Here is a 26,542-nt window from a genome sequence, read left to right on the forward strand (position 1 = left end):
TACAAATCAATACAATTCACTTGGACACAATTATAGGGACATATGAGTGTAAAGTTGATGCTAAAGGACGGGCTTTATTACCTGCTCCCCTAAAAAAGCAATTGGCTTCCTCGCTTCAAAACGGTTTTGTTTTGAAGCGTTCCGTTTTTCAGCCCTGTCTGGAATTGTATCCTATGGAAGAGTGGGATTTGATGATGAAAAAAATCAACAAACTTAATCGTTTTGTAAAAAAGAACAATGACTTTATACGCCGTTTTACAGCAGGAGTGAAGGTGGTGGAAATTGATGCGCTTGGCAGATTATTGGTTCCTAAAGACTTAGTGACTTTTGCCAGCATTGATAAAGATGTAGTTTTTTCTTCTGCAGTTAATATTGTGGAGATTTGGGATAAAGATTTGTATGAAAAATCAATCGATGGAGCAGATGTTGATTTTGCTGATTTGGCCGAAGAAGTAATGGGTAATTTAAATGACGATGACAATGGAATATCATAATCCAGTATTGCTTCATCCTACAGTGGATGGTTTGGGTATAAAACCTGACGGGATTTATGTAGATGTGACTTTTGGCGGCGGCGGTCATTCAAAAGAGATATTAAGAAGGCTGGGGCCTGATGGAAAATTGTTTGCTTTTGATCAGGATGAGGATGCTTTGGCAAATGCTTTGCCTGACGAAAGATTTACATTGATAAATGAGAATTTCAGATTTATAAAAAGGTTTTTGCGTTTTCATGGCGTGAAAGAAGTAGATGGAATTTTGGGAGATTTAGGCGTTTCTTCTCATCAGTTTGATGTGGCCGAAAGAGGTTTTTCGACCCGCTTTGATGCTGGACTGGATATGAGAATGAGTCAAAAGAATGACTTGAATGCGTATCGGGTGGTCAATGAATATGATGATGCCAATTTGCGAAGAGTATTCTTGGATTATGGTGAGTTGAAGAACGCACCAGCTTTGGCAAGAACAATTGTAGAGGCTAGAGAGCACCGTCCGATCAAAACAACTGAAGAATTGAAAGAGGTTTTGGCGAAATATCTGCCTGAAAGACTTAGAAATAAAATTTTGGCACAAATCTATCAGGCAATCCGGATTGAAGTAAATCAGGAAATGGATGTCTTGAAAGAATTTTTAGAACAGTCTCTAGAGATTTTGAAACCGGGAGGAAGATTAAGCGTGATTTCCTATCATTCATTAGAAGATAGATTAGTAAAAAGATTCATAAAAAATGGAATGTTCGAAGGAGAACCTGAACGTGATTTTTATGGTAATTTTTCTGTTCCATTTAATACGATAGGAAAATTGATAGTTCCAGATAACGAAGAAATAAAATTGAATAATAGAGCACGAAGCGCAAAACTGAGAATTGCAGAGAAAAAAGGGTGAGAAAGTTTAATTGTTTAAAATGATTTAAAAAGTTTAAAGAGGATGTGAATTCTAGAGTTTGTAACTCATAATTCATAACTCATAATTCATAATTTACTAATGAAGGGTGGAATTTATAACATATTAAAAGCACAATATCTAATTGATGATAACGCTGTCAAAAACTGGCGTTTTATTGTATTTGTGATTTTACTTGCTATAATAATGATTGCAAATACACAGCGTTATGAGCAAAAAGTGTTCAAGATTGTTGAATTGACAAATAGAGTGAAAGAACTGCGCTCTGAATTTGTAGACAGACGTTCGGAGCTGATGAAGCTTAAAATGGAATCTACGGTTTCGGCTAAAATGGAAGAAAGACAAATTTTTCCATCAACCGTTCCTCCTGTAAAAATTGAAGTTAAAGAACCTGAAGAGAAAAATTTCTTAGAGAAGTTATGGCAGTAGAAGATAAATATATATCCTATAGAACCTATCTGGTTGCCTTTTTCATCTTTTTGATGGCAATGGCTATTGCTGTTAAGCTGACTAATATTCAATGGGTGGATGGCGATCATTACAGGGAGCTGGCTAAAGAAAGAACAGTGAAGAATTTTGTTATTCCTGCCAATAAAGGAAATATCTATTCTGCAGATGGAAGTCTTTTGGCTACTTCAATTCCGAGTTATACAATTCGTTTTGATGCAGTTGCACCAAAAACAGAAGCTTTTGAAAAAAATGTAAAATTGCTTTCGGATTCATTGGGAATGATGCTAAGAAAATCAAGCAGTACAATCCAAAATGAATTAAGGAAAGCCCGAGTTCATAAAAATAGATATTATTTGGTAGCCAAAGGGTTGAGTTTTACTCAATATATGAAGATAAAAGGATTTCCTCTTTTTAATTTGGGAGCTTATAAGGGAGGTGTCATAATTGAACAAAAAACAGTTCGCGAACATCCAATTGGACAAATAGCAGAACGTACCATTGGGTATGAAAGAAAATTAACTGGCTATTCAGATGGTAAAGGCATAGAGTGGGCTTATCGTGAATTCCTTAACGGTAAGGACGGCAAAATATTAAAACAGAAAATTGCAAAAGGGCAATGGAAACCAATTCGAGATGTAAATGAAGTAGAACCTCAGGACGGTTACGATGTTATCTCGACTATAGATGTTTACATTCAGGATATAGCGCATCATGCATTATTGAAACAACTGGAAGAATATGAAGCAGATCACGGCTGTGTTGTAGTTATGGAAACTAAAACGGGTCAGGTAAAAGCGATTTCAAATTTGGGTAGAGCAAATGACGGGACTTATTATGAGACAACAAATTATGCTTATGCGGAGTCTCATGAACCTGGTTCTACTTTTAAGTTGGTTGATTTAATTGCAATATTAGAAGACAAAGTAGCAGATACCAGTACTGTTTATGATAGTCATCGAGGTATAATTATCTATTCTGGCCGCAAAGTGAGAGATTCTCATGAAGGAGGCTATGGTAAAGTATCATTGGCCAGAGGTTTTGAGCTTTCTTCAAATACAGTTATGGTTCAGGCAGTATATAATAATTATAAAAACAACCCGACAAGATTTGTGAATCACGTTAATTCATTTGGGCTGAATAAAAAATTAGGATTAGCTTTTAGAGGTGAAGGAGTTCCTTTTATACCGCAGCCAGGCGATAAAAACTGGTCTAATATTTCGCTTCCGTGGATGGCATTTGGATATGGCGTTTCGGTTACGCCATTGCAGACATTGACATTTTATAATGCGGTTGCAAATAATGGCGTGATGGTAAAACCAATGCTGGTAACAGAGATAAAAGCATGGGACAAAACCATAAAAAAATACAATACTGAAGTAATGAATCCGAAGATCTGTTCTGATGAAACATTAAAAAAAGTTCAGGCTGTTCTTGAAAATGTGGTAAAAAAAGGTACTGGATCTAAATTATATTCTAAGGATTTTTCGATGGCTGGTAAAACAGGTACAGCACAAATGAATTATGCTCAAAATGGAGGATTAGATAAGCATTATGCTTCGTCATTTGTGGGTTATTTTCCAGCGGATAATCCTAAATATTCTTGTATTGTAGTGGTTCATAAGCCTAATACATCAAACAATAATTATTATGGTGCCGATGTTGCCGGGCCTGTATTTAAAAGGATAGCTCAAAAAATATTTACTGATACGCCTTCAACGAATGTTATTAAAAAATTGGATCGTCCAAATCCTATACAGGAAAGCAGTTACAATGCTTACTATACAAAGGTGCAAAAAAAGCATAATGTAATTCCAAATGTAAAAGGGATGTCAGGTATGGATGCAGTTGCTTTATTGGAGAATTTAGGGTTAAAGGTAAAGGCTATTGGAGTTGGAAAAGTTAAAAAACAATCGCTCCAGGCTGGTCAGAATATTGTAAAAAATTCATCAATTCTATTGGAATTATCATGAGCATATTAAAAGACATATTATATAAAGTGGCGATAGAATCTGTAACGGGTTCTACAGAAATTGCTATTAATCAGCTGCATTTCGATTCAAGAAAAATTGAGGCAGATGATGTTTTTGTGGCGATTCGAGGTACTATTTCTGACGGGCATGATTTTATTGAAAAAGCAATCGGTCTAGGCGCGGTGGCAATTATCTGCGATACGCTTCCAGAAAATCTGATAAATGGAATAACCTATGTCTGCGTAAAAGATACGAATACAGCCTTGGCTTTTATGGCGGCTAATTTTTATGGTGACCCTTCGCAAAAGCTGCAGCTAATTGGTATTACAGGGACAAATGGTAAAACTACTATTGCTTCACTGCTGTATCAATTATTTAAAAAAGCAGGCTTTAAGGTAGGATTACTGTCTACAGTAAAGATTTTGGTTGATGAAACAGAGCACAAAGCCACGCATACAACGCCAGATTCTATTACGATCAATTATTTTCTTAATGAGATGATTGAGGCTGGTGTTGAGTATTGTTTTATGGAAGTAAGTTCGCATGGAATTCATCAAAAACGTACTGAAGGATTGCATTTTAGAGGAGGGATATTTACAAATCTGTCCCATGATCATCTGGATTATCATCCAACGTTTGCCGAATATAGAGATGTAAAGAAATCTTTTTTTGATCATTTGCCTAGTTCTGCTTTTGCATTGACTAATAGTGATGACAAAAATGGTCCGGTAATGCTTCAAAACACTACTGCCCGAAAATTAACATACGCTTTAAAAACATATGCTGATTACAAAGCACAAATTCTGGAGAATCAATTGTCTGGTCTGCTTTTGAAAATAAACGGCAACGAAGTCTGGGTAAAACTGATTGGAAATTTTAATGCATATAATCTTTTGGCAATTTACGGAACTGCTGTCGAGCTGGGCTTGGACAGTTTTGAAGTGCTTCGATTGATGTCAGAATTGGAAAGCGTTTCAGGAAGATTTCAATATATAGTTTCTAATGCAAATATTACGGCTATTGTCGATTATGCACACACGCCGGATGCTCTCGAAAATGTTTTAAATACCATTAATGAGGTACGTACTAAAAACGAGCAATTAATAACTGTTGTGGGCTGCGGAGGGAATAGGGATACTGCAAAACGTCCGGTTATGGCCAATATTGCAACGGAATTGAGTGATAAAGTAATCTTGACTTCAGATAATCCAAGAAATGAAGAACCGGAAACAATTATCCATGAAATGGAAAAAGGGATCCAGGCTCAAAATTTCAAGAAAGTGCTGTCAATTACAGATAGACTGCAAGCTATCAAAACGGCTTGTCAATTAGCACAGCCAAACGATATTATATTGATTGCTGGTAAAGGGCACGAAACTTATCAGGAGATCAAAGGGGTACGTCATGATTTTGATGACATGAAAAATGTAAAAGAAATTTTAAATCAACTATTAAAATAAAAACAATATGCTATACTATTTATTTCAATATTTAGACAAAGTAATGGATGTTCCTGGAGCAGGGGTTTTTCAATACATCACTTTTAGATCTTCTTTAGCTTTATTGTTATCATTGTTGTTGTCTACTATTTATGGGAAGCGAATAATTAGTTTTTTAAGCAGACAGCAGGTTGGTGAAACAGTACGTGAACTTGGATTGGCAGGTCAAAATGAAAAAGCGGGTACGCCTACCATGGGAGGTATCATTATCATTTTTGCAACTCTTGTTCCTGTTATGCTTTTTGCAAAACTGCATAATATCTATATTGTTTTATTAATAGTTACCACCTTGTGGATGGGAGTTATTGGTTTTATTGATGATTATATTAAAATATTCAAGAAAGATAAACAAGGTCTTAAAGGTATTTTTAAAGTCTTTGGTCAGGTAGGTTTAGGAATAATTGTTGGTTCTGTGCTTTATTTTAGCCCAGCAGTTACTGTCAGAACCGATACAGGAAAAAGTGATGTTTTTAAAGCAATTACAACCGAAAATGTAATTAAGCAGGCTCCTGTTGAAGAGAAATCTACAGCTACAACTATCCCTTTCTTCAAAAATAACGAGTTTGATTATGCCGAGGTATTAGCTTGGACAGGCGAGGGCTACGAAAAATGGGCTTGGTTAATCTTTATACCAGTAGTGGTTTTTATTATTACTGCAGTTTCAAATGGAGCTAATTTAACAGACGGTATCGATGGTTTGGCAGCGGGAACTTCTGCAGTGTCCGTTTTTGCTCTTATGATTTTTACGTTTGTTTCGGGAAATATTATTTTTTCTAATTATCTGAATATAATGTATATACCAAACTCTGGAGAGATGACGGTATTTATAGCTTCCTTCCTTGGAGCATTAATTGGTTTTCTTTGGTACAATTCCTATCCGGCTTCGGTTTTCATGGGGGATACGGGAAGTCTAACCATTGGAGGTATTATTGCGGTACTGGCAATTGCTGTCCGCAAGGAAATGCTTATTCCTTTATTCTGCGGAATCTTTTTGGTCGAAAATTTTTCGGTTGTGCTGCAGGTGAGCTATTTCAAATACACCAAAAAACGTTTTGGCGAAGGACGCAGAATCTTTTTGATGGCACCTCTTCATCATCACTATCAAAAGAAAGGTTATCATGAAAGTAAGATAGTCACACGGTTTTGGGTAGTTGCAATTATGCTGGCCATTCTGTCTATTGTCACACTGAAACTGAGATAATATATGAGGCTGGTAATATTAGGAGGAGGAGAAAGCGGTGTAGGTACTGCTATCCTTGGTAAGAAACAGGGTTATGATGTTTTTGTTTCTGATTTTGGAAAAATAAAAGACAGTTATAAAGAAGTACTGGTTATTAATGAAATAGCCTGGGAAGAAGAAAAGCATACTGAGGAATTGATTCTGAATGCTGATGTTGTGATGAAGAGTCCGGGTATTCCAGATAAATCACCCATTGTAAAGCAATTAAAGAGTAAAGGTGTTTCTATAATTTCTGAGATTGAATTTGCGGCCGCTTTTACAAACGCAGTAACTATTGGAATTACTGGAAGCAACGGTAAAACTACAACTACAATGTTAACACATCATGTGTTAAAATCAGCAGGGCTGAATGTAGGATTAGCCGGAAATGTTGGTAAAAGTTTTGCCTGGCAGGTGGCAGATAATAATTATGATTACTATGTTATTGAGTTAAGCAGTTTTCAGCTGGACGGCATTGTGAATTTTAAACCGCATGTTGCAGTAATAACAAATATAAGTCCGGATCATTTGGATCGCTACGATTACAAATATCAAAATTATATTGATTCAAAGTTCAGAATTACAATGAATCAGACCGAGGAAGATTTCCTTATTTATGATGCAAATGATGAGGCCATTTTAGAATGGTTAAAGAATAATACAGTAAGAGCTAAATTAATTCCTTTTTCGTTAACCGATGAATATAGCGAAGGAGCGTTTATAAAAAATAACACAATGGAAGTTAAAATCAATACAGAAGAGTTTACAATGGATACAGAACATATTTCATTAGAAGGAAAACATAATTTGAAAAATGCCATGGCAGCAAGTTCAGTTGCCAATATTTTGAAAATTAGAAAAAGTACTATTCGTGAAAGCATGTCCGATTTCCAAGGTGTTGAGCATCGTTTAGAGAAAGTACTCAAAATTCAGAATGTTCAGTATATAAATGATTCTAAAGCTACCAATGTGAACTCTGTATTTTTTGCTTTGGAAAGCATGAATTCGCCGACTGTCTGGATTGTTGGGGGTGTTGATAAAGGGAATGACTATCATGAATTAATGTCACTTGTACGTGAGAAAGTAAAAGCTATTATTTGTTTAGGAATCGATAATAAAAAAATTATTGATGCGTTCGGCAGTGTGGTCGATATTATGGTAGAAGTAGACAATATGAACGAAGCTGTAAAAATGGCACAGCGTTTATCCGAAAAAGGCGATACTGTTTTATTGTCACCGGCATGCGCAAGTTTTGATTTGTTTGAAAGCTATGAAGATAGAGGGAAACAATTTAAGCAAGCGGTTAAAAATTTATAAAATAGTTTAAGGTTTAAAGTTTAATGTCGCAAAATTTTAAACTTTAAACAATGAAAACATTAAACAAAAAAAATGAAAGAGCTAATTAGCAAGTTAAAAGGAGATAAAGGGATTTGGTCATTTGTGGCCTTATTAGCCCTGTTTTCTTTTATGCCTGTTTTTAGCGCCAGTAGTAATTTGGCTTATTTAGGTCATGGTACTGGAAATACTTTGGGTTATCTGGTAAAACATTTTTTGCATATCTGCTTTGGTTTTGCAATCATTTTTTGGGTACACAATGTACCATATCATTATTTTAGAGGAATTTCGAAAGTAGGATTGCCTATAGTTTGGGTTTTATTAGCTTATACTTTAATTAAAGGAACAGTAATTGCTGGTGCAAATGCCAGTAGGTGGATTCAGATTCCGTTCGTGGGACTTTCTTTTCAGACATCTACTTTGGCTGCTATTATTTTGTTTGTTTTCGTAGCTCGTTATTTGTCTAAAAGCAGAGAAGAACCAATTACATTCAAAACTTCATTTATTGAGCTTTGGATCCCTGTTTTTATAACATTAATGTTTATTCTTCCAGGTAATTTTTCTACTACGGCTCTGATTTTTTCTATGGTTGTTATGCTTGTATTTATTGGAAAATACCCAATAAAATATATATCTTATATCATAGGTTTAGGAGTAGTGTTTTTGACACTCTTTATTATAATCGGTAAAAATTTTCCTGAGGCCAAATTTTTTAATAGAGTCAGCACTTGGGAAAGCAGATATGAAGATTTTACCACCAATAAGCCAGATGAGGACGATTATCAAATAGAAAAGGCCAAAATTGCTATAGCTTCCGGTCAGATATATGGTTTAGGGCCTGGTAAAAGTGTTCAGAAAAACTTCCTGCCTCAATCTTCTTCCGATTTTATTTATGCCATTATCGTTGAAGAATACGGATTAGTAGGTGGTTTAGGGGTTTTGGTTTTGTACCTGCTTTTGCTATTTAGATTTGTCGTTGCTTCTCATAAAGCGAACACTCTTTTTGGGAAATTAGTGGTAATTGGATTAGGTTTTCCAATGATTTTTCAGGCCATGATTAATATGGCAGTTGCCGTTGAATTATTGCCGGTTACGGGGCAGACCCTGCCTCTGATAAGCAGCGGAGGAAGTTCTATCTGGATGACTTGTTTTGGGCTTGGAATTATTTTAAGTGTGACCAAAAAAGAAGAAGAAATTGCTCAGGAAAAATTAGATAAAGAAAAAAGAGAAGAGATTCTTCAAAAGCTTATAGACCGAGAAATGGAAGCAGATCTCGCGGAAGCAGATTTAAAAAATGGTAATGATAATTTTGATACAGGTAATTATTCGATTACGGATAATTCAAATAATCCAATGAATGCAGTGCTGAAATAATTGGTTTTATTAGTGTGTAATGTAATAATGCAGTCCGTTACAATTTAGTATTAAAAGACGCAACTTAGAAATTTTCAAAATGACAAAGCATAAATTTATCTTAAGCGGAGGCGGTACCGGAGGTCATATTTATCCAGCCATTGCAATCGCAAATGAATTGAAATCCCGTTTTCCGGATGCTGAGATTTTGTTTGTTGGTGCCAAAGACAAAATGGAGATGCAGAAAGTACCTCAGGCGGGTTATGAAATTAAAGGGCTTTGGATAGCTGGTTTACAGAGGAAAATAACCTTTCAGAATGCAATGCTGCCATTGAAGTTTATTGACAGTTTATGGAAATCGAGAAAAATCATCAAGCAGTTCAAACCTGATGTGGTTATTGGAACAGGAGGTTTTGCCAGTGGGCCATTATTGAAAATGGCTAACAGTATGAATATTCCAACAGTTATTCAGGAACAAAATTCCTATCCTGGAATCACTAATAAGCTGCTGAGTAAAAAGGCAAACAGTATTTGTGTTGCATACGAGCATTTGGAAAGATTTTTCCCTCAGGATAAAATAACGTTAACAGGGAATCCCGTTCGTCAGGATTTATTGGATATAGAGTCTAAAAGAGAGGAAGCTATTGCGCATTTTAAATTAGACAGAAATAAAAAAACATTATTGATCCTGGGCGGAAGTCTTGGAGCCAGAAGAATCAACCAGTTAATCGAAAAGCAGCTGGATAAATTACTTTCGTTAAATGTTCAGGTTATCTGGCAGTGCGGGAAATTTTATTTGGAAGATTATAAAAAATACAATCAGTACAATGTTCAGGTAATGGCTTTTATTGAGAGAATGGATTTGGTTTATGCGGCTTCAGATGTTGTGATTTCCAGAGCTGGCGCGTCTTCGGTTTCGGAGCTGTGCATAGTGGGAAAACCAGTAATTTTTATTCCGTCTCCTAATGTAGCCGAAGATCATCAGACTAAAAATGCTCAGGCAATTGTAGATAAAAAAGGAGCAATTTTACTCAAAGAATCGCAACTGGATGACGACTTCAGTCTGGTTTTTGAATCTTTGATTAAAGATCCAGGAAAGCAAGAGCAGTTAAGCCAGAATATTAAGCTGCTGGCCAGACCAAATGCAACAGTGCAAATCGTGGATGAGATAGTGAAATTGATAAAATAAAAAATGGATTTTGATTATTTTATTCGAGGAATAATATTTGTTCTATTAGGTGTTTTATTTGTTTGTTATGTTTTTTACAAAAGAAAAAAAGAAAAAAGTTATAAAGCTTGTTTAATAAGTGGATTTGGATTAGTTATTTTTGGATTGTATCTGATTTTGGAATCATTTATAGATCAATTTTAGATAAAGTATAATTTTTAAAACATAGATAAATATAAAGTTAAAGATTTTAAAAAGTTTTAGTTAAAGACTTTAGAAACTTTTGACTTTAAGACATTAAGACTTAAAATATGAATTTAAATCAAATACATAACGTCTATTTCATAGGAATCGGAGGCATTGGAATGAGTGCTTTAGCCCGTTATTTTAAAGCTATTGGGAAGCATGTTTCAGGCTATGATAAAACACCTTCAATCCTTACCAGTGAATTGATTGAAAGTGGTATTGATATTCATTTTGAAGATGATATCAGTTTGATTCCAAGTAATTATTACGTTGAAAATACATTGGTGATAATTACGCCGGCGGTACCATTTACACATTCTGAGTGGAATTTTTTCATGGAGCGAGGGTATGAATTGAAAAAAAGAGCCGAAGTTTTAGGAATTATTACCAAAGATACTTTTTGCTTTGCGGTAGCGGGAACACACGGCAAAACAACTACCTCAAGTATTTTGGGGCATATTTTATATGAAAGCGGTGCAGATGTTACAGCTTTTATAGGCGGAATAGTTGAGAATTATGATTCTAATTTAATTGGAAACGGTAAAACAGTCACGGTAGTCGAAGCTGATGAATTTGACCGTTCCTTCCTGCATCTGCATCCGAATATTGCATGTGTGACTTCAATGGATGCAGATCATTTAGATATTTATGGAACAAGTGATGCAATCGAAGCTTCGTTTGTGGAATTTGCTGATAAAATTAAAGACAAGAAGAATCTTTTTATAACTAATGAACTGCCAATTGACGGTATCGTCTGCGCAGTTAATCAAGAAGCAGTTTTTCAGGCTCTGAATGTGAGAATAGAAAACAGCAGTTATGTTTTTGATGTGAAAACGCCAAACGGTTTGATTAAAGATCTGCGTTTCGGACTGCCGGGTAAACACAATTTAATGAATGCTTTAATGGCATTGGCCATGGCAGTAACCTACGGCACCCCGACCGACGCTGTTGCTAGGGCTTTGGATTCATTTAAAGGAATAAGAAGACGTTTTTCATACCAGATTAAAAGCGATAATTTAGTTTATATTGATGATTATGCACATCATCCTACCGAAATAAATGCTGTTCATCAGGCTGTTAGGGAATTGTATCCGGGTAAAAAAGTACTGGCAGTTTTTCAGCCGCATTTATTTAGCAGAACAAGGGATTTTGCAGATAATTTTGCTAAAAGTCTGTCTGCTTTTGACGAAGTATTTCTGATGGAGATTTATCCTGCACGTGAACTGCCGATGGAAGGAATAACTTCACAATGGCTTATGGATAAAATGACAAATGAGCATAAGAAAATAGTGAGTAAAGAAGATCTCATTTCTGAAATTTTAGCTAATGATGCCGCTGTAATTGTAACAATCGGAGCGGGTGATTTAGGTGAGATGGTTCCGTCAATTAAAAAAGCATTATATGAAAGTTTTTAATTGGAATAATATAAGATTATTACTAATGTTTTCGTTGGTCATTTTTCTTTTTTCATTTACGTCAAAAAGAAATTCCAAAAGAAAATTGATTAAAACCGAAGTTATTTTTGTAGGCGATAACTCTCTTTTTTTAAAAAGCGAAACGGTTAATAAATTGTTGATAGAAAATAATCCGGATGCTAAAACTATAAGAAAAGATAGGCTAGATTTGAATAAATTGGAGCAGGTATTAAATGCTCAGAAAATGATCGAGAAAGCAGATGTTTATGTAAGTATCGATGGTGTTCTAAAAGCAGTTGTAAAACAAAAGACCCCTATTGCCAGGGTCTTTAATGATGAGGGTTCCTTTTATATTGACAGTGAGGGAAATACCATGCCATTGTCGGCAAATTTTACAGCTCGGGTTCCACTTGTTTCTGGGGAGATAAACAAGAAAAATAACAAAGATTTATTTAAATTATTTAAGATAATTTATGATGATGCGTTTTTGAGAAAAAACATCATTGGGATACAAATTATGCCTAATGGTAGCTTATTAATGCTCAATAGAAATTATAATTATCAAATTGATTTTGGCGGTTTGATAAATGTAGAACGAAAATTTCAAAATTACAAAGCTTTTTTTCAAAAAGTAAGTTTGGACAGTTCTTTGTATAAATATAAAAAAATAGATCTCCGGTTTACGGAACAGGTAGTTTGCACAAAATAATAGAAAATGGAAAAAGAGAATATTGCAGTAGGTCTAGACATTGGGACAACAAAAATAGTTGCCATGATAGGCAAAAAGAACGAGTATGGAAAACTTGAAATTTTAGGTGTTGGTAAATCTAAAAGTTTAGGTGTTGCAAGAGGTGTTGTAAATAACATCACTCAGACAATCCAGTCGATTCAGCAAGCGATTCTTGAGGCTGAAAATAATTCAGGCTATAAAATAAAAGATGTTGTAGTAGGTATTGCGGGACAGCATATAAGAAGTATTCAGCATAGTGATTACATCAGCAGAAGTAATCCTGAAGAAGTAATAGGAGGAAATGATATTGATTTATTGATCAATCAGGTGCATAAACTCGCTATGCTGCCAGGAGAAGAAATTATTCATGTATTGCCGCAGGAATTTAAAATTGACGGGCAGTCAGATATTAAAGAACCGATTGGAATGTATGGAGGAAGACTGGAAAGCAGTTTTCATGTTGTAGTAGGGCAGGCATCTTCTATTAGAAATGTCGGCAGATGTATTCAGAGTTCAGGTATTGAATTGTCGGGGCTGACATTAGAGCCGTTAGCATCTTCGGATGCTGTTTTGAGTCAGGAAGAAAAAGAGGCTGGAGTTGCTCTTATTGACATTGGAGGTGGAACGACTGATCTGGCAATTTTCAAGGACGGAATTATTCGTCATACAGCAGTTATCCCTTTCGGAGGAAATGTGATTACAGATGATATCAAAGAAGGCTGTTCGATTATAGAAAAGCAAGCCGAGTTGTTGAAAGTGAAATTTGGTTCGGCCTGGCCGGGAGAAAATAAAGACAATGAAATTGTTTCTATTCCAGGATTAAGAGGAAGAGAGCCTAAAGAGATTTCGTTAAAGAATCTTTCGAAAATAATAAATGCAAGAGTTGTTGAGATAATTGAGCAGGTTTTTACCGAAGTAAGAGCTTATGGACATGAAGATCCGCGTAAAAAATTAATTGCCGGAATTGTCCTTACAGGAGGAGGAGCACAATTAAAACATATCAAGCAGTTGGTTGAGTACATTACCGGAATGGATACAAGAATTGGATATCCAAATGAGCATTTAGCTGGTAATTCAGATGAGGAAATTTCAAGTCCGTTATATGCAACTGCTGTTGGACTGGTAATGAATAGTATTGATAATAAAACACAGAGCGCAGTTAAAATGCAGGTAGCTGCAGCTCCTGAAAAAATAACCTATTATAGAGAGCCTATTGTTGAAGAAAAACCAGAAATAAAAGAAGAGGTGTATGTACAGCCTGAAAAAGTACTTCAAACAGAACCTGTAAGAGAGGAATCAACAGAAAATAAAATTAGAAGATCGTTTTTTGATAAATATGTGGATAAGATTAAAGAGTTTTTAGATAACGCAGAGTAAGTAAATTAAAGAATAAAAAGAATAGAATAAATAAAATTATCAGAATTCCTTTTTGCCCCAAGCCTAGAGTAGTTAGTGATAAAGTTAATAAAAAATTAAAACCTCATATGATCCCAAGCAATACAGAATTTGGAAGTATTTCATTTGATTTACCAAAAAATCAGTCAAATGTAATCAAAGTAATTGGAGTAGGTGGAGGCGGCAGTAATGCCATTAACCATATGTTTAGACAAGGTATTAAAGGCGTTGATTTTATCGTCTGCAATACAGATTCACAGGCACTAGAGAATAGCGGTGTGCCAAATAAAATTCAGTTAGGAGCAAATTTAACAGAAGGTTTAGGAGCTGGTGCAAATCCAGATATAGGACATCAGTCGGCCATAGAAAGTATTTCTGATATTGAAAAAGTATTGGATGTAAATACTAAGATGGTGTTTATAACAGCTGGTATGGGCGGCGGAACAGGAACAGGTGCTGCTCCGGTTATTGCTCAGCTGGCCAAAGAAAGAGATATATTAACAGTAGGAATCGTGACACTGCCTTTCTTGTTTGAAGGGAAAGTACGTCAGGAGCAGGCGCTTATCGGTATCGAAAAATTGCGCAAGCAGGTTGATTCATTAATTGTTATCAATAATAATAAATTAAGAGAAGTATACGGGAATCTTGGTTTCAAAGCCGGGTTTTCAAAAGCTGATGAAGTTTTGGCGACAGCCTCAAGAGGTATTGCAGAAGTAATTACACATCACTATACACAAAATATCGATTTACGTGATGCAAAAACCGTACTGTATAACAGCGGAACTGCCATCATGGGATCTTCTGTTTCATCTGGTGAAAACAGAGCTAAAGAAGGTATTATCGCTGCTTTAGATTCACCGCTTTTAAATGATAATAAAATTACCGGTGCCAAAAATGTATTGTTGCTTATCGTTTCTGGAACCAATGAAATTACTATCGATGAAATCGCTGAAATCAATGAGCATATTCAGTATGAAGCAGGTTCAAATGCTAATATCATCATGGGTGTTGGTGAGGACGAATCGCTTGGGGATGCAATTGCGGTAACTATTATAGCTACAGGTTTTAATGTTGAACAGCAAAACGATATTGTTAATGTTGAGCCTAAAAAAATAATTCATACGCTTGGAGAAGAACAAAGAGGTGTTTTTGATTTATCAGCTAAGACCGTAGCAGGATTTAGTTTAAATAATCAGACGATGGTTCCTCCAGTTGAAGAGAGAGTCGTTTTTGATTTGGAAGAAGAAGATGAAATTGCTGTTCCAGCACCTGTAATAGCTTCTGTCAATGAAGATGAATTAATTGGCATGACCGAATTTATTAGAAATCTGGATGTAACATTCGAGATAGTTTCTCCTATAAAAGAAATTGATTTTATTGTTACAAACCCAGTAATTGAATCTGTTAGAGAAGTGAAATCTGCTCCGGTTTATTTTGAGGAAAAACAGGATCAGGCTGCATTCACATTTGATCTGCCGCTTAGCAAACCGCAGCCGGTTCAGGAAGATTCTAATACTTTCTTATTTGAACTCACAAATGAAACACGCAATATTAAAGTTGTAGATCCGGTTCAGTTTGTCCCTGTAACAGAATTATCAGATAACGGTGTTATTAAATACTCGCTGGAAGAATTCATGGAAGCAGAGAATGATTTAATGGAATCAAAACCTGCTGCTAAAATTGTAGAGGAAACAATTCCTGCGGAAATGAATATTACAATTAAGAAAGTTGCAGAACCTATTGCTGAGACAGTGCCTGTTTTAGAAAAAAATTCTCCGGTTGATATGACAATCGAAGAAACGCTAAGGTTCAGAGCTGAAGAGAGAAGAAGAAAATTAAAAGATTTTAATTATAAATTTCATGATAATGTTTCAAGAGTTGATGAATTAGAAAGAGAGCCTGCTTATAAAAGATTTGGCATTGATCTTAATAGTTCACAGATAAATAATTCAACTTCAAGAATATCAGTAGGAACAGACAGTAATAATGATTTACAGCTGCGTTCCAATAACTCATATCTGCATGACAATGTAGATTAAAAATGCCATTTTTTCTGAAACAGCCCGAAAATTCATTTTCAATTTTCGGGCTGTTTTTTTTGATTGTAATCCATCAAACTAGTTGTTGTTATTGCCAGTAAAATTTTCTAAATTTGTCGGGCCTTATCCAGCTGTATAAGGTGATTTGAGATTGCAGATTTTGAGATTGCAGATTTTGTGATTGAAAATCCTTTTTCATTTCAAAAAAATAAATGATTTTTGATTTATAAAATCAAGAATCTAAAATTAAGAATCTAAAATTAAGAATCTAAAATTTAAAAACTATATGAGTTTATCAGTTCAAATCATGGACGAAATTAAAACCGCCATGAGAGCCAAAGATACTGTTGCATTAGAAGCATTAAGAGCTATAAAATCTGAACTTTTATTAGCGCAGACTGCTTCAGGGTCAAAAGAAGAAATCTCGGCAGATGATGAGATTAAATTACTTCAAAGATTAGTTAAAACACGCAAAGAAAGCGCTAGAATATTTACTGAGCAAAACCGTCCTGATTTAGCTGAGCCCGAATTAGCTCAAGTTGCTGTAATCGAAAAATTTCTTCCTGCTCAATTAAGCGAAGCTGAAGTTGAAGTGGTAATTGCAAAAATCATTGCTGAAACAGGAGCTTCTGGAATAGCTTCAATGGGAAAAGTAATGGGACTGGCTGCTGCTCAATTAGGCGGAACCGCTGAGGGAAAAATTATTTCTTCAATCGTAAAGAAATTATTGACTTAATAAAATGATTTCAGATTTTATAATTTAGAAACTGAAATATATATTGATCGCGTAGTTCAACTGGATAGAATATCAGATTTCGGCTCTGAGGGTTGGGGGTTCGAACCCCTCCGCGATCACTGGGAATACAAAAAGCCTGAGAATGTAAATTCTCAGGCTTTTTGTTTGGTTTTGAATTCGGTTAAATATTTTCGTTTTCAAATAAAATTATAAATTTAAACAGGCTCTTAGCGAAATTGTCATGCAGCAGTTTTGCTGTTTATCTTTTCATCCGCTAACATTAGTCTTAAGAAATTGTGCTGTAGATTCTGCTGTAAAACTGCTAGTAGCAATACCGATTATAGTTTTTAAGCAGTTGTGCATTTGGTGCAGTTATTAGATTAATTCCCGGAATTAAGAAAGGTGTTTAGGATTTAAAAAGCTCAATTACACTTGACTTTTGTATCGAAGTCGGTATTCCCGTGGTGATATTTCCATTACCAGCCTGAACGATTTTGAAAAGTGAAATGGGTCGTAATAGCCCAATTGATAGGCTATTTCTTTTATTTTCAAATTGCTGAACTGCAATAGCGAACAGGATTTCTGAACTTTTAACTGATTGTAATAGTCCATAGGGGTAAATGATGTTTTTTCTAAAAACAAGGCCCCAAAATAGGAACTCGAATAACCAACATATTGAGCGATATCATGAAGCGTTATTTTGTTGGTCAGGTTATTTTTCATGTAAATAATACTCATTTGTATTACATCTAAAACTTCTGTGTCGGCAGTTTTAATTTTTAAAAACTGATCCGTATATTTTATGCTGGCAAGAAAATGCTGAAGGCAGATGCTGGAATATTCGAGATTGTCAGGACTGAAACCCATTTCCAGATTCTGGTAAATTTCTTCGAATAAGTGTAATCTGTCTGCTGAACGGCTGTCGTTTAAGTTGAGGATTTTTCCAGAAACAGCAGCGTGTAATGAGTTTGAAGTTCCTTTAAAATGAAGCCAGTAAATGCTCCAGGGCTTAGATATTTCAGCTTCATAACTGTGAGCTTTATGTGCCGGAATAATAAAAGCCTGTTCTTTTGTAAGCGAATATTTTTCGTTTTCAAAAGTTATAAACCCTTTTCCGCTTTCACAATAAATAAGAATATTTTCAAGCGCTCCTTTTGACCGTTTTCTAAAATGATATTTGGCATTGGGATAATAGCCAATGTGGGTAATAAAAGCTCTTTTTGTCAGTTCGTTTTCAGATTGAAAATGCCGTACGCTGTACGGGACAACGATTGCTCTTTCACCTTTAAATCCATCTGCTATCTGATCCATGATGCGGTTATTATTAATTTTAAAAAGAAAAATTTAAGAGCCTGTTTAAATTTTATTTTTGAGATTTATTATTAGATGATTTTTGAGTGAAACTAGGCAAATTTTTATAAAATAGCAGAGCTATTGTATAAAAATTTAACGAAGTTGTAGCCAAAAATCGTCATAAGAGAGCCAATAAATAAAACTTAAACAGGCTCTAAGGGTTATTAAAAACCAAATTTATGAAATAATACCATTTGATATAAAACCATGGTAATATACATATTCTATTGTAAAGTTACTTGAAAATGACTAATTCGGTATTGCTGATTTTTTTTAGTCAGATATTTTATCTGTTGTTAACTGCGAATTCATTAAATTTTAACTCGAATAAATACAGCAGCAATAAAAAAAACGTTTTTTTGTTTTTAGAATAATAAATTTGATCTGAAAATCTATGTTTTATACATGTTTTACATAAATATTACATTTTTGAACTTGAGGCATGTAACGATATTTGCAATGTTAAATTATTTAAAAAATTAAAATATATGAGAAAGTATAATTCTTCCTATCTGCTTTTCATCGCTTTGGTTTCGGCTATGGGCGGACTGCTGTTTGGGTATGATTGGGTGGTGATTGGGGGCGCAAAGCCTTTTTATGAAGTCTTTTTTAATATTGCCAATTCACCTTCGATGCAAGGCTTGGTTATGGGAAGTGCCATTTTAGGCTGTCTGCTAGGTGTAATGATTTCGGGGAGTTTGTCTGATAAATACGGAAGAAAACCATTGATGATAGTCGCTTCAATATTCTTTACGCTCGCAGCTGCTGGCACCGGAATGATCGATACGATTGAATGGTTTATTATCTGGAGAGTTGTTGGCGGTATCGGTATCGGAATTGCTTCGAATCTTTCGCCCATGTATATCGCCGAAATTGCTCCGAGTGAATCCAGAGGGAAATTTGTTTCAATAAACCAATTGACTGTTGTGATAGGAATATTGGCAGCGCAGATTGTAAACTGGTTAATCGCTGATCCAATTGTAGAAGGTCAGGATATTTTGAATTCCTGGAACGGTCAGTGGGGCTGGAGATACATGTTTTGGGCAGGAGCCATTCCATCAGTAGCCTTTTTTGCTTTGATATTAATCATACCCGAAAGTCCAAGATGGCTTGCGAGTCAGCGAAAATATGATAAAGCGGCATCTGTTTTTACCAAAATTGGCGGGCTTGCTTTTGCAAAAGAACAAATTGAAGAATTGAAATCAAGTGCCGGAGACGTTAAAGAAGAAGCTAATTATAAAATGCTTTTTGAAGGTAAAATGCCAAAGATTCTGTTATTAGGAATTGTGATTGCGGTTTTTCAGCAGTGGTGCGGTATCAACGTAATTTTTAATTATGCTCAGGAAATATTTTCAGCAGCCGGCTATGGCGTTTCGGATATCTTGTTCAATATCGTAATTACGGGTGTAACCAACGTAATTTTCACATTCGTTGGAATGTATTTTGTAGACAGATGGGGAAGAAGAACGCTGATGCTCATGGGTTCAATTGGATTGTTTTTCATCTACGCGGCACTAGGCGCCTGCTATTATTTTGAAATAACTGGGCTTGCAGTTTTAGGGCTTGTTATAGCTGCAATTTCCTGCTACGCAATGACATTGGCACCCATTACCTGGGTCGTTTTATCTGAAATATTCCCGACAAAAATCCGGGCAATGGCTATGGCGGTTTCGACTTTTGCTCTTTGGACAGCCTGTTTCGTACTTACTTATACTTTTCCGATACTAAACAGCAGTCTTGGATCTTACGGGACATTCTGGCTATACGGTGTAATCTGCCTGTTGGGATTTGTTTTCCTCCGCATTTCGCTGCCGGAAACCAAAGGAAAGTCTTTAGAGGAAATAGAAAATGAATTGACAAAATAATAGCATATAATAAAATGGAAAATACAATTGCAGACAATCTGCATGCAGAACAATCAATAAATGAAATGGTTCAGGACGAAAAAATAACAGCTTATCTGATTCAGTCTACTGTTAATGAAGATGGTGTGGTACGCGTTTGGGAAGAAAATATTCTACTCCCAACGTATCAGATTGGAGAAGAAGAAAAGAATCCTATTTTTCTTGAAAAACGTGTGTATCAGGGAAGTTCAGGAGCTGTTTATCCTTATACTGTGGTCGAAAAATTATCTGATGAAAAGGTTGATAAGTCGTATAATGCGGTATTTTTAGAAAATAAATACATCAAAATAATGATTCTGCCAGAGTTGGGCGGGCGCGTTCACATGGCGTATGACAAAGTAAAACAGCGTCATTTTGTATACTATAATCAGGTTATAAAGCCAGCTCTTGTTGGACTTACAGGGCCTTGGATTTCGGGTGGAATTGAGTTCAACTGGCCACAGCACCATCGTCCGAGCACTTTTTTGCCTACGGATTATAATATTGAGGAAAATGAAGATGGAAGTAAAACAATTTGGTGCAATGAAGTAGAGAGAATGTTCAGGACCAAAGGAATGCAGGGATTCACGCTGCATCCTGACAAAGCTTACATCGAAATTAAAGTAAAAATCTACAATCGTACTGCGTTTCCGCAGACATTCCTTTGGTGGGCGAATCCTGCTGTAGTTGTGAATGACGGTTATAAATCGGTTTTTCCACCTGATGTGAATGCAGTATTTGACCACGGAAAAAGAGACGTTTCTAAATTCCCGATTGCAACTGGAGAATATTACAAGCAGGATTATTCGGCGGGAGTAGATATTTCGAAATATAAAAACATTCCGGTTCCAACCTCGTATATGGCAGTGCGGTCCAAATATAATTTTGTGGGCGGTTATGAAGATGATGTACAGGCTGGATTACTGCATGTGGCTAATCATCATGTGTCTCCGGGAAAAAAACAATGGACATGGGGGAACGGAGATTTTGGTTTGGCTTGGGACAGAAATTTAACTGATAAAGACGGTCCGTATATCGAATTAATGACAGGAGTTTTCACAGATAATCAGCCTGATTTTTCTTGGCTTCAGGCGTACGAAGAAAAGTCGTGGGTGCAGTATTTCATGCCGTATGCCGAAGTGGGTTATGTAAAAAATGCAACTAAAGATGCAATCATAAACATCGAAGTTGAAGGAAACGAAGCGGATCTGATTTTGTACACAACTGGTCTTTATGAAAACTTAAAAATTGAATTAAAAGACAAGAAAAACACGGTATTGTTTGAGGATGAAATTACGATTTCGCCTGTAAATCCGTATAAAAAACGAGTTTCGATTGGAGAAACAGCATCTGAGGATTTGATTTTTACGGTTTATACTTCGAATGGTAAAATTCTGGTTCAGTATCAGGAAGAAAAGGCTGAGATTAAACCAGTTCCTGACCCTGCAAAAGCGGCTTTAGATCCGAAAGATATTGCTTCAATGGAACAATTGTACCTGACAGGACTGCATTTGGAACAATACAGACACGCGACTTACAATCCGCTGGATTATTATTTTGAAGCTTTAAGCAGAGATTCAAGAGATGTGAGATGTAATAATGCTGTCGGCCTTTTGATGCTAAGGAGAGGTCAGTTTGAAAAAGCCGAAACGTATTTCAGAACCGCAGTTGACGTTTTAACAGAACGCAATCCAAATCCGATTGACGGTGAACCACTTTACAATTTGGGTTATTGTTTGAAATTACAAGGAAAATTCGATGAGGCTTATAATTCTCTTTTCAAATCGACCTGGAATGCAGCGTGGCAGGATGCCGGTTTTTATGCATTGGCACAAATTGACAGTATAAAAGGTGAATGGTCTGAAGCACTTGAAAGAGTGGAGTCGTCATTGATCCGCAACTGGCACAATCACAAAGCACGTCAATTGAAAACTTCTATTTTGAGAAAATTAAATAGAAATCAGGAAGCTTTGGCATGGATTGAAGAATCTATCAAAATCGACCGTTTCAATATGGGATGCCGTTTTGAGAAATATCTTCTGACAAAAGACCAATCGGTATTGGTCGAAATGAATATCATTATGCGTCAGTGGTCACACGGTTATATCGAATATGCATTGGATTTTGCCGGAGCAGGATTATATGACGAAGCTTCTAAATTATTGCAGGAATCGATTAATGATACCGAAGAAGTTTATCCAATCGTGTATTATGCTTTGGGTTATTTTGCTTCAATGGCTGGAGATAAAGACGAAGCTATAGAATGGTACAAAAAAGGAGCTTTACAGTCACCTGAAAAGTGTTTTCCTAACCGTATTGAAGAAGTAAATATGCTGCAGGACGCAATTCTGTTAAATCCTAAAGACACAAAAGCGCCTTATTATTTAGGGAATTTCTGGTATGCGTTCCGTCAATATGAGGATGCTGTAAAATGCTGGGAACTGTCATACAGTATAGACGAAAAATTCCCTACCTTGTTAAGAAACCTTGCATTGGCTTATTTCAACAAAACAAATGATAAAGTGAAGGCTCAGGAAATGCTGGAAAAAGCATTTGCATTGGATACAGCCGATTCAAGAATTTTTATGGAATTAGATCAGCTGTACAAGAAGATTGGGAAAACTCCTGAATTCCGTTTAGAAGTTTTAAACCAATATCCAAATTTGGTTGAAGAACGTGATGATTTGTGCATCGAACGCATTACACTTTACAATCAGACAGGGAAATATGCTGTTGCAAAAGTATTGATTTCACAGCGAAAATTCCACCCTTGGGAAGGCGGAGAAGGAAAAGTTACTGGACAATATACTTTATGCAGGGTAGAATTAGCTAAAATAGCAATTGCAGAAAACCGTTTTGCAGATGCCATACAATTGCTGAAAGAAACCGAAGTTTATCCGCATGATTTAGGCGAAGGAAAATTGAAAAATGCTGAAGAAAATGAGGTTTTTTATTATAAAGGATTAGCATACAAAGGACTTGGTGATTTAGAAAATGCAGCAGCAAATTTTGTTGAAGCAACTTTGGGATCATCAGAACCGGTTCAGGCCTTTTTCTATAACGATCAGCAGCCGGATAAGATTTTTTATCAAGGACTGGCTTGGCGCGAATTAGGTGATGAAGACAAAGCCAGAAGCCGTTTCAATAAACTGCTGGCACATGGCGAAAAATATCTGTTTGAAAAATCAAGAATCGATTATTTCGCAGTATCGCTTCCGGATCTTGCCATTTGGGATGATGATCTGAATGTTAGAAATCAGGTGCATTGCTATTATGTAATGGCTTTAGGTCACAGCGGATTAGGAAATGAAAAGGAATCTGAAAAATATTATCAGAAAGTGAAACAATTAGATATCAATAAACAGACTTTTCGTAAATAGAAAGGTTTTGTTTCCGATATCATAATTATAAAATTTAATAAAATGAAAATCAAACCTATCATAACAGCTCTTCTTTGTCTGCTGTTTCTCTCTTCATGGGATTCGAGAGAGAAAACAGTTATGGACATTTCCGGTGAATGGACAGTGCAGCTCGACAGTACAGACAGCGGACTGAAAAACGGCTGGCAGAACATGAGTTTTAAGCAATTGATGAAATTGCCGGGGACTACTGATGATGCGGGCCTTGGAGTTCCCAATAAACTAAAACCAAGTTTAGAGAAACTACAGATGAGTCATCTAACTCGAAAAAATAGTTATCTGGGAGCGGCCTGGTACACGCGCGAAATCTCGGTGCCAAATAATTGGAAAGGGAAAGAATTTATTCTAAAACTGGAACGCGTTATATGGAAAACCAATGTCTGGATTGACGGACAAGAAGTAGCAGGAGAGCAAAACAGCTTGATTGCCCCTCATTATTTTGACCTCACAAAATATCTTACTGCCGGAAAAACGCATCGTATAACGATTCGTGTGGACAACCGAAAACAGTTTGATATCAGTGTTGATAATATGGCGCATTCTTATACCAATGAAACGCAGATTATCTGGAACGGAATCATTGGCAGAATGGAAATCGAAGCTTTTGATGCGGTCCGAATTGCAAATCTTCAGGTAAAACCGGAAATCAGTACAGGAATTGCTAAGGTGAAAGTGGTTCTTAACAACAACGCAAAAAATACAAAAGGAATTCTGAGTATTACAGTTGTAAATAAAAAGACTACCATTTCAGCGGAAACACTTCAAAGAGAAATCCAGATAAAAACTGGAGAATCAGCTGTGGAGGCCGATTATAATATGGGTAAAGACATAAAGCTCTGGAGTGAATTTTCACCTGAGTTATATGAATTAAAAGCCGAATTGAAAGCAGGAAAAAATCAATCGAATTTTTCTGTTGATTTTGGAATGCGAAGTTTTTCGAGAAAAGGTTCAGTACTGTCGATTAATGAACAGCCGGTATTTTTGAGAGGAACATTAGAATGTGATATTTTTCCGCTTACAGGGCATCCGCCAATGGATAAAGAAGGCTGGAGAAAAGTTTTTGGCACTGCGAGAAACTGGGGATTGAATCACCTGCGTTTTCACTCTTGGTGTCCGCCGCAGGCAGCATTTGAGGTTGCTGACGAAATGGGTTTTTACCTTCAGGTAGAATTGCCGGTCTGGAGTCTTAAAATCGGTCAGGATCAAAAAACAACAGACTTTCTATACGCCGAAGCACAGCGTATGATTGATGAATATGGAAATCATCCGTCATTCTGTATGTGGTCGATGGGTAATGAACTGCAGGGCGACATGACTGTTTTGACCAAATTGATGAACAGTTTAAAAGCCAAAGATGACAGACATCTTTATACCACAACTTCATTTACTTTCGAAAAAGGGCATGGCGACTGGCCGGAACTCGAAGATGATTTTTTTATTACACAATGGACAAAGAAAGGATGGGTTCGCGGGCAAGGTGTTTTTAACAGTGAATCCCCAACGTTCAACAAAGATTATGCTGCTTCTGTTGAAGGAATGACAGTTCCTTTGGTGACGCATGAAATCGGTCAGTATGCGGTTTATCCTAAAATTGATGAAATTTCTAAATACACAGGAGTTTTGGAACCCATCAATTTTAAATCGGTTAAAGAAGATTTAGAACGTAAAGGTTTAATAAACAAAGCTGCTGATTATACAAAAGCGTCGGGAAAATTGGCAGTGATTCTGTACAAAGAAGAAATCGAAAGAGCCTTAAAAACAGCGGGAATCAGCGGTTTTCAATTATTGGATCTGCATGATTTTCCAGGACAGGGAACAGCATTGGTTGGACTTTTGGATGCTTTTTGGGACAGTAAGGGATTAATTTCACCAGAGGAGTTCAGGCAGTTCTCGGCTCCGGTAGTACCATTGCTGCGTTTTGCTAAAGCAACGTATACAAACGATGAATCTTTTACTGCTTCTTTGGATATCAGTAATTATTCGGATGCAGTTTTGAAAGATCAGGAAGTAGAATGGAGCATTAACGACGGCAATACTGTAGTCGCTTCCGGCAGCACAAAATATGCAGTTTCTATTGGTTACAATCATAAAATATTAGATATAAATGAGAGCCTTCAGAAAATAACGAAAGCGGCAAAATTAACAGTTACTGTAAATCTGAAAGGGACAAATTATAAAAACCAATGGAATATCTGGGTGTATCCGCAGCAACAGGCTGTAGATTACGGAAAAGTAGCTTACACCAGAAATCTTGATGAAGCCTACAAACTTCTGAAGGCGGGTAAAAAAGTACTGCTAAATCCTGATTGGAAAAAAATTAAGGGAATAGAAGGGAAATTTGTTCCTGTATTTTGGAGTCCGGTACATTTTCCTAAACAGGCAGGAACTATGGGCGTGCTTTGCGATCCTTCGCACAAAGCTTTGGCTAATTTCCCGACCGATATGAATACCGACTGGCAATGGTGGGATTTGAATGTAAATTCGACAACGCTTATTATGGACACTGTTGTTGGAGGAAATCCTATTGTAGAAATGGTAGACAATTTTGCTAATAACCGTAAGTTGGCATCACTTTTTGAAGGAAGTATAGGATCTGGAAAATTAGTAATTGCCTCTTTTGATCTGGCAGCCGATTTAGAGAAACGCCCGGCTGCAAAACAGCTGCTGATTTCAATCTTAAAATACATGAACAGCGAATCCTTTAATCCGGAAGTAATAAAGAATCCTGAAATCTTAAAATCAGTTTTAACAGAGCAGAAGGAGAAAGGCAAGGAAGACGCGAAGAGTATTTATTAAAAACAATTGGTACTAAACTAAATTTAAATATAGATTGTGTTTAGTACCAATTATGATGTTGTGATCTTTTGAAATTATTTTAATATGAGGTAGGTGATACATAGTTTTTGGGGAGTTAATTTGTTAGTATTAAAAATA

The 26,542-nt window shown here is 36.0% G+C and carries 18 protein-coding genes and 1 tRNA gene; 18 read left to right on the top strand and 1 reads right to left on the bottom strand.

Features of this window, described 5'->3' with window-relative positions:
- Positions 1 to 20 precede the first annotated feature (20 nt).
- The 15 genes from IRZ80_RS11260 (at position 21) to IRZ80_RS11330 (ending at position 17,072) form a co-directional block, all read left to right on the top strand.
- Positions 21 to 494: a division/cell wall cluster transcriptional repressor MraZ gene (locus IRZ80_RS11260; protein ID WP_194641662.1), complete on the top strand. Its 474-nt coding sequence runs from the start codon at positions 21 to 23 to the stop codon at positions 492 to 494.
- Positions 469 to 1,380, top strand: a complete 912-nt coding sequence (gene rsmH, locus IRZ80_RS11265; RefSeq protein WP_194641663.1) for a 16S rRNA (cytosine(1402)-N(4))-methyltransferase RsmH — start codon at positions 469 to 471, stop codon at positions 1,378 to 1,380. Before IRZ80_RS11260 ends, rsmH begins: the two co-directional genes overlap by 26 nt.
- 99 nt (positions 1,381 to 1,479) lie before the next feature.
- Entirely contained in the window at positions 1,480 to 1,827 is a 348-nt protein-coding gene (locus IRZ80_RS11270) for an FtsL-like putative cell division protein (protein ID WP_194641664.1), read from the top strand.
- Positions 1,818 to 3,818, top strand: a complete 2,001-nt coding sequence (locus IRZ80_RS11275; protein ID WP_194641665.1) for a penicillin-binding protein — start codon at positions 1,818 to 1,820, stop codon at positions 3,816 to 3,818. Before IRZ80_RS11270 ends, IRZ80_RS11275 begins: the two co-directional genes overlap by 10 nt.
- Entirely contained in the window at positions 3,815 to 5,278 is a 1,464-nt protein-coding gene (locus IRZ80_RS11280) for a UDP-N-acetylmuramoyl-L-alanyl-D-glutamate--2,6-diaminopimelate ligase (RefSeq protein ID WP_194641666.1), read from the top strand. The genes IRZ80_RS11275 and IRZ80_RS11280 overlap by 4 nt, the downstream gene beginning before the upstream one ends.
- A 7-nt stretch (positions 5,279 to 5,285) precedes the next feature.
- On the top strand, positions 5,286 to 6,518 hold the full coding sequence (gene mraY / locus IRZ80_RS11285; RefSeq protein WP_194641667.1) for a phospho-N-acetylmuramoyl-pentapeptide-transferase: 1,233 nt from the start codon (positions 5,286 to 5,288) through the stop codon (positions 6,516 to 6,518).
- Positions 6,519 to 6,521: 3 nt separating this feature from the next.
- Positions 6,522 to 7,853: a UDP-N-acetylmuramoyl-L-alanine--D-glutamate ligase gene (gene murD / locus IRZ80_RS11290; RefSeq protein WP_194641668.1), complete on the top strand. Its 1,332-nt coding sequence runs from the start codon at positions 6,522 to 6,524 to the stop codon at positions 7,851 to 7,853.
- A 72-nt stretch (positions 7,854 to 7,925) separates the two neighbouring features.
- Positions 7,926 to 9,245 (top strand): FtsW/RodA/SpoVE family cell cycle protein, encoded by a 1,320-nt coding sequence (locus tag IRZ80_RS11295; RefSeq protein ID WP_194641669.1) that lies wholly within the window; start codon positions 7,926 to 7,928, stop codon positions 9,243 to 9,245.
- Positions 9,246 to 9,324: 79 nt separating this feature from the next.
- Positions 9,325 to 10,413 carry an undecaprenyldiphospho-muramoylpentapeptide beta-N-acetylglucosaminyltransferase gene (murG, locus tag IRZ80_RS11300; protein ID WP_194641670.1) on the top strand — a complete coding sequence of 363 codons (1,089 nt, stop codon included), beginning with the start codon at positions 9,325 to 9,327 and terminating at the stop codon, positions 10,411 to 10,413.
- A gap of 290 nt (positions 10,414 to 10,703) precedes the next feature.
- Complete coding sequence (murC, locus tag IRZ80_RS11305) at positions 10,704 to 12,053, top strand: UDP-N-acetylmuramate--L-alanine ligase (RefSeq protein ID WP_194641671.1); 1,350 nt, start codon at positions 10,704 to 10,706, stop codon at positions 12,051 to 12,053.
- Positions 12,040 to 12,762 carry a cell division protein FtsQ/DivIB gene (locus tag IRZ80_RS11310; RefSeq protein WP_194641672.1) on the top strand — a complete coding sequence of 241 codons (723 nt, stop codon included), beginning with the start codon at positions 12,040 to 12,042 and terminating at the stop codon, positions 12,760 to 12,762. Before murC ends, IRZ80_RS11310 begins: the two co-directional genes overlap by 14 nt.
- Before the next feature lie 6 nt (positions 12,763 to 12,768).
- The gene (ftsA, locus tag IRZ80_RS11315) at positions 12,769 to 14,160 is read left to right on the top strand and encodes a cell division protein FtsA (protein ID WP_194641673.1); all 1,392 of its coding nucleotides are present in this window, start codon (positions 12,769 to 12,771) and stop codon (positions 14,158 to 14,160) included.
- 107 nt (positions 14,161 to 14,267) lie between these two features.
- A complete protein-coding gene (ftsZ, locus tag IRZ80_RS11320) occupies positions 14,268 to 16,217 on the top strand; it encodes a cell division protein FtsZ (RefSeq protein WP_228520881.1) in 1,950 nt (649 codons plus the stop codon).
- 286 nt (positions 16,218 to 16,503) lie between these two features.
- Positions 16,504 to 16,953 (top strand): GatB/YqeY domain-containing protein, encoded by a 450-nt coding sequence (locus IRZ80_RS11325; RefSeq protein WP_194641674.1) that lies wholly within the window; start codon positions 16,504 to 16,506, stop codon positions 16,951 to 16,953.
- A gap of 45 nt (positions 16,954 to 16,998) precedes the next feature.
- Positions 16,999 to 17,072: transfer RNA gene (locus IRZ80_RS11330), tRNA-Arg, on the top strand.
- 307 nt (positions 17,073 to 17,379) lie between these two features.
- Here IRZ80_RS11330 and IRZ80_RS11335 read toward each other — a convergent pair.
- Positions 17,380 to 18,264: an AraC family transcriptional regulator gene (locus IRZ80_RS11335; RefSeq protein ID WP_194641675.1), complete on the bottom strand. Its 885-nt coding sequence runs from the start codon at positions 18,262 to 18,264 to the stop codon at positions 17,380 to 17,382.
- 530 nt (positions 18,265 to 18,794) lie between these two features.
- Here IRZ80_RS11335 and IRZ80_RS11340 point away from each other — a divergent pair.
- Genes IRZ80_RS11340 through IRZ80_RS11350 form a run of 3 tightly spaced genes read left to right on the top strand, consistent with a single transcriptional unit; the run spans position 18,795 to position 26,404 of the window.
- Complete coding sequence (locus tag IRZ80_RS11340; protein ID WP_194641676.1) at positions 18,795 to 20,171, top strand: sugar porter family MFS transporter; 1,377 nt, start codon at positions 18,795 to 18,797, stop codon at positions 20,169 to 20,171.
- A 14-nt stretch (positions 20,172 to 20,185) separates the two neighbouring features.
- Positions 20,186 to 23,569 (top strand): DUF5107 domain-containing protein, encoded by a 3,384-nt coding sequence (locus IRZ80_RS11345; protein WP_228520882.1) that lies wholly within the window; start codon positions 20,186 to 20,188, stop codon positions 23,567 to 23,569.
- Between the two features lie 42 nt (positions 23,570 to 23,611).
- A complete protein-coding gene (locus IRZ80_RS11350; protein ID WP_194641677.1) occupies positions 23,612 to 26,404 on the top strand; it encodes a sugar-binding domain-containing protein in 2,793 nt (930 codons plus the stop codon).
- Positions 26,405 to 26,542: the final 138 nt, after the last annotated feature.

The sequence above is a fragment of the Flavobacterium sp. HJJ genome, assembly GCF_015351475.1.
Classification (GTDB): Bacteria; Bacteroidota; Bacteroidia; order Flavobacteriales; family Flavobacteriaceae; genus Flavobacterium; species Flavobacterium marginilacus.

Coding starts and splice junctions, on each gene's coding strand:
- IRZ80_RS11280 (WP_194641666.1), top strand. CDS start 3,815: ATGAGCATATTAAAAGACATATTATATAAAGTGGCGATAGAATCTGTA.
- IRZ80_RS11325 (WP_194641674.1), top strand. CDS start 16,504: ATGAGTTTATCAGTTCAAATCATGGACGAAATTAAAACCGCCATGAGA.
- IRZ80_RS11310 (WP_194641672.1), top strand. CDS start 12,040: ATGAAAGTTTTTAATTGGAATAATATAAGATTATTACTAATGTTTTCG.
- murG (WP_194641670.1), top strand. CDS start 9,325: ATGACAAAGCATAAATTTATCTTAAGCGGAGGCGGTACCGGAGGTCAT.
- IRZ80_RS11335 (WP_194641675.1), bottom strand. CDS start 18,264: ATGGATCAGATAGCAGATGGATTTAAAGGTGAAAGAGCAATCGTTGTC.
- IRZ80_RS11270 (WP_194641664.1), top strand. CDS start 1,480: ATGAAGGGTGGAATTTATAACATATTAAAAGCACAATATCTAATTGAT.
- mraY (WP_194641667.1), top strand. CDS start 5,286: ATGCTATACTATTTATTTCAATATTTAGACAAAGTAATGGATGTTCCT.
- murC (WP_194641671.1), top strand. CDS start 10,704: ATGAATTTAAATCAAATACATAACGTCTATTTCATAGGAATCGGAGGC.
- ftsA (WP_194641673.1), top strand. CDS start 12,769: ATGGAAAAAGAGAATATTGCAGTAGGTCTAGACATTGGGACAACAAAA.
- IRZ80_RS11350 (WP_194641677.1), top strand. CDS start 23,612: ATGAAAATCAAACCTATCATAACAGCTCTTCTTTGTCTGCTGTTTCTC.
- IRZ80_RS11295 (WP_194641669.1), top strand. CDS start 7,926: ATGAAAGAGCTAATTAGCAAGTTAAAAGGAGATAAAGGGATTTGGTCA.
- IRZ80_RS11340 (WP_194641676.1), top strand. CDS start 18,795: ATGAGAAAGTATAATTCTTCCTATCTGCTTTTCATCGCTTTGGTTTCG.
- rsmH (WP_194641663.1), top strand. CDS start 469: ATGACGATGACAATGGAATATCATAATCCAGTATTGCTTCATCCTACA.
- ftsZ (WP_228520881.1), top strand. CDS start 14,268: ATGATCCCAAGCAATACAGAATTTGGAAGTATTTCATTTGATTTACCA.
- IRZ80_RS11275 (WP_194641665.1), top strand. CDS start 1,818: ATGGCAGTAGAAGATAAATATATATCCTATAGAACCTATCTGGTTGCC.
- IRZ80_RS11345 (WP_228520882.1), top strand. CDS start 20,186: ATGGAAAATACAATTGCAGACAATCTGCATGCAGAACAATCAATAAAT.
- murD (WP_194641668.1), top strand. CDS start 6,522: ATGAGGCTGGTAATATTAGGAGGAGGAGAAAGCGGTGTAGGTACTGCT.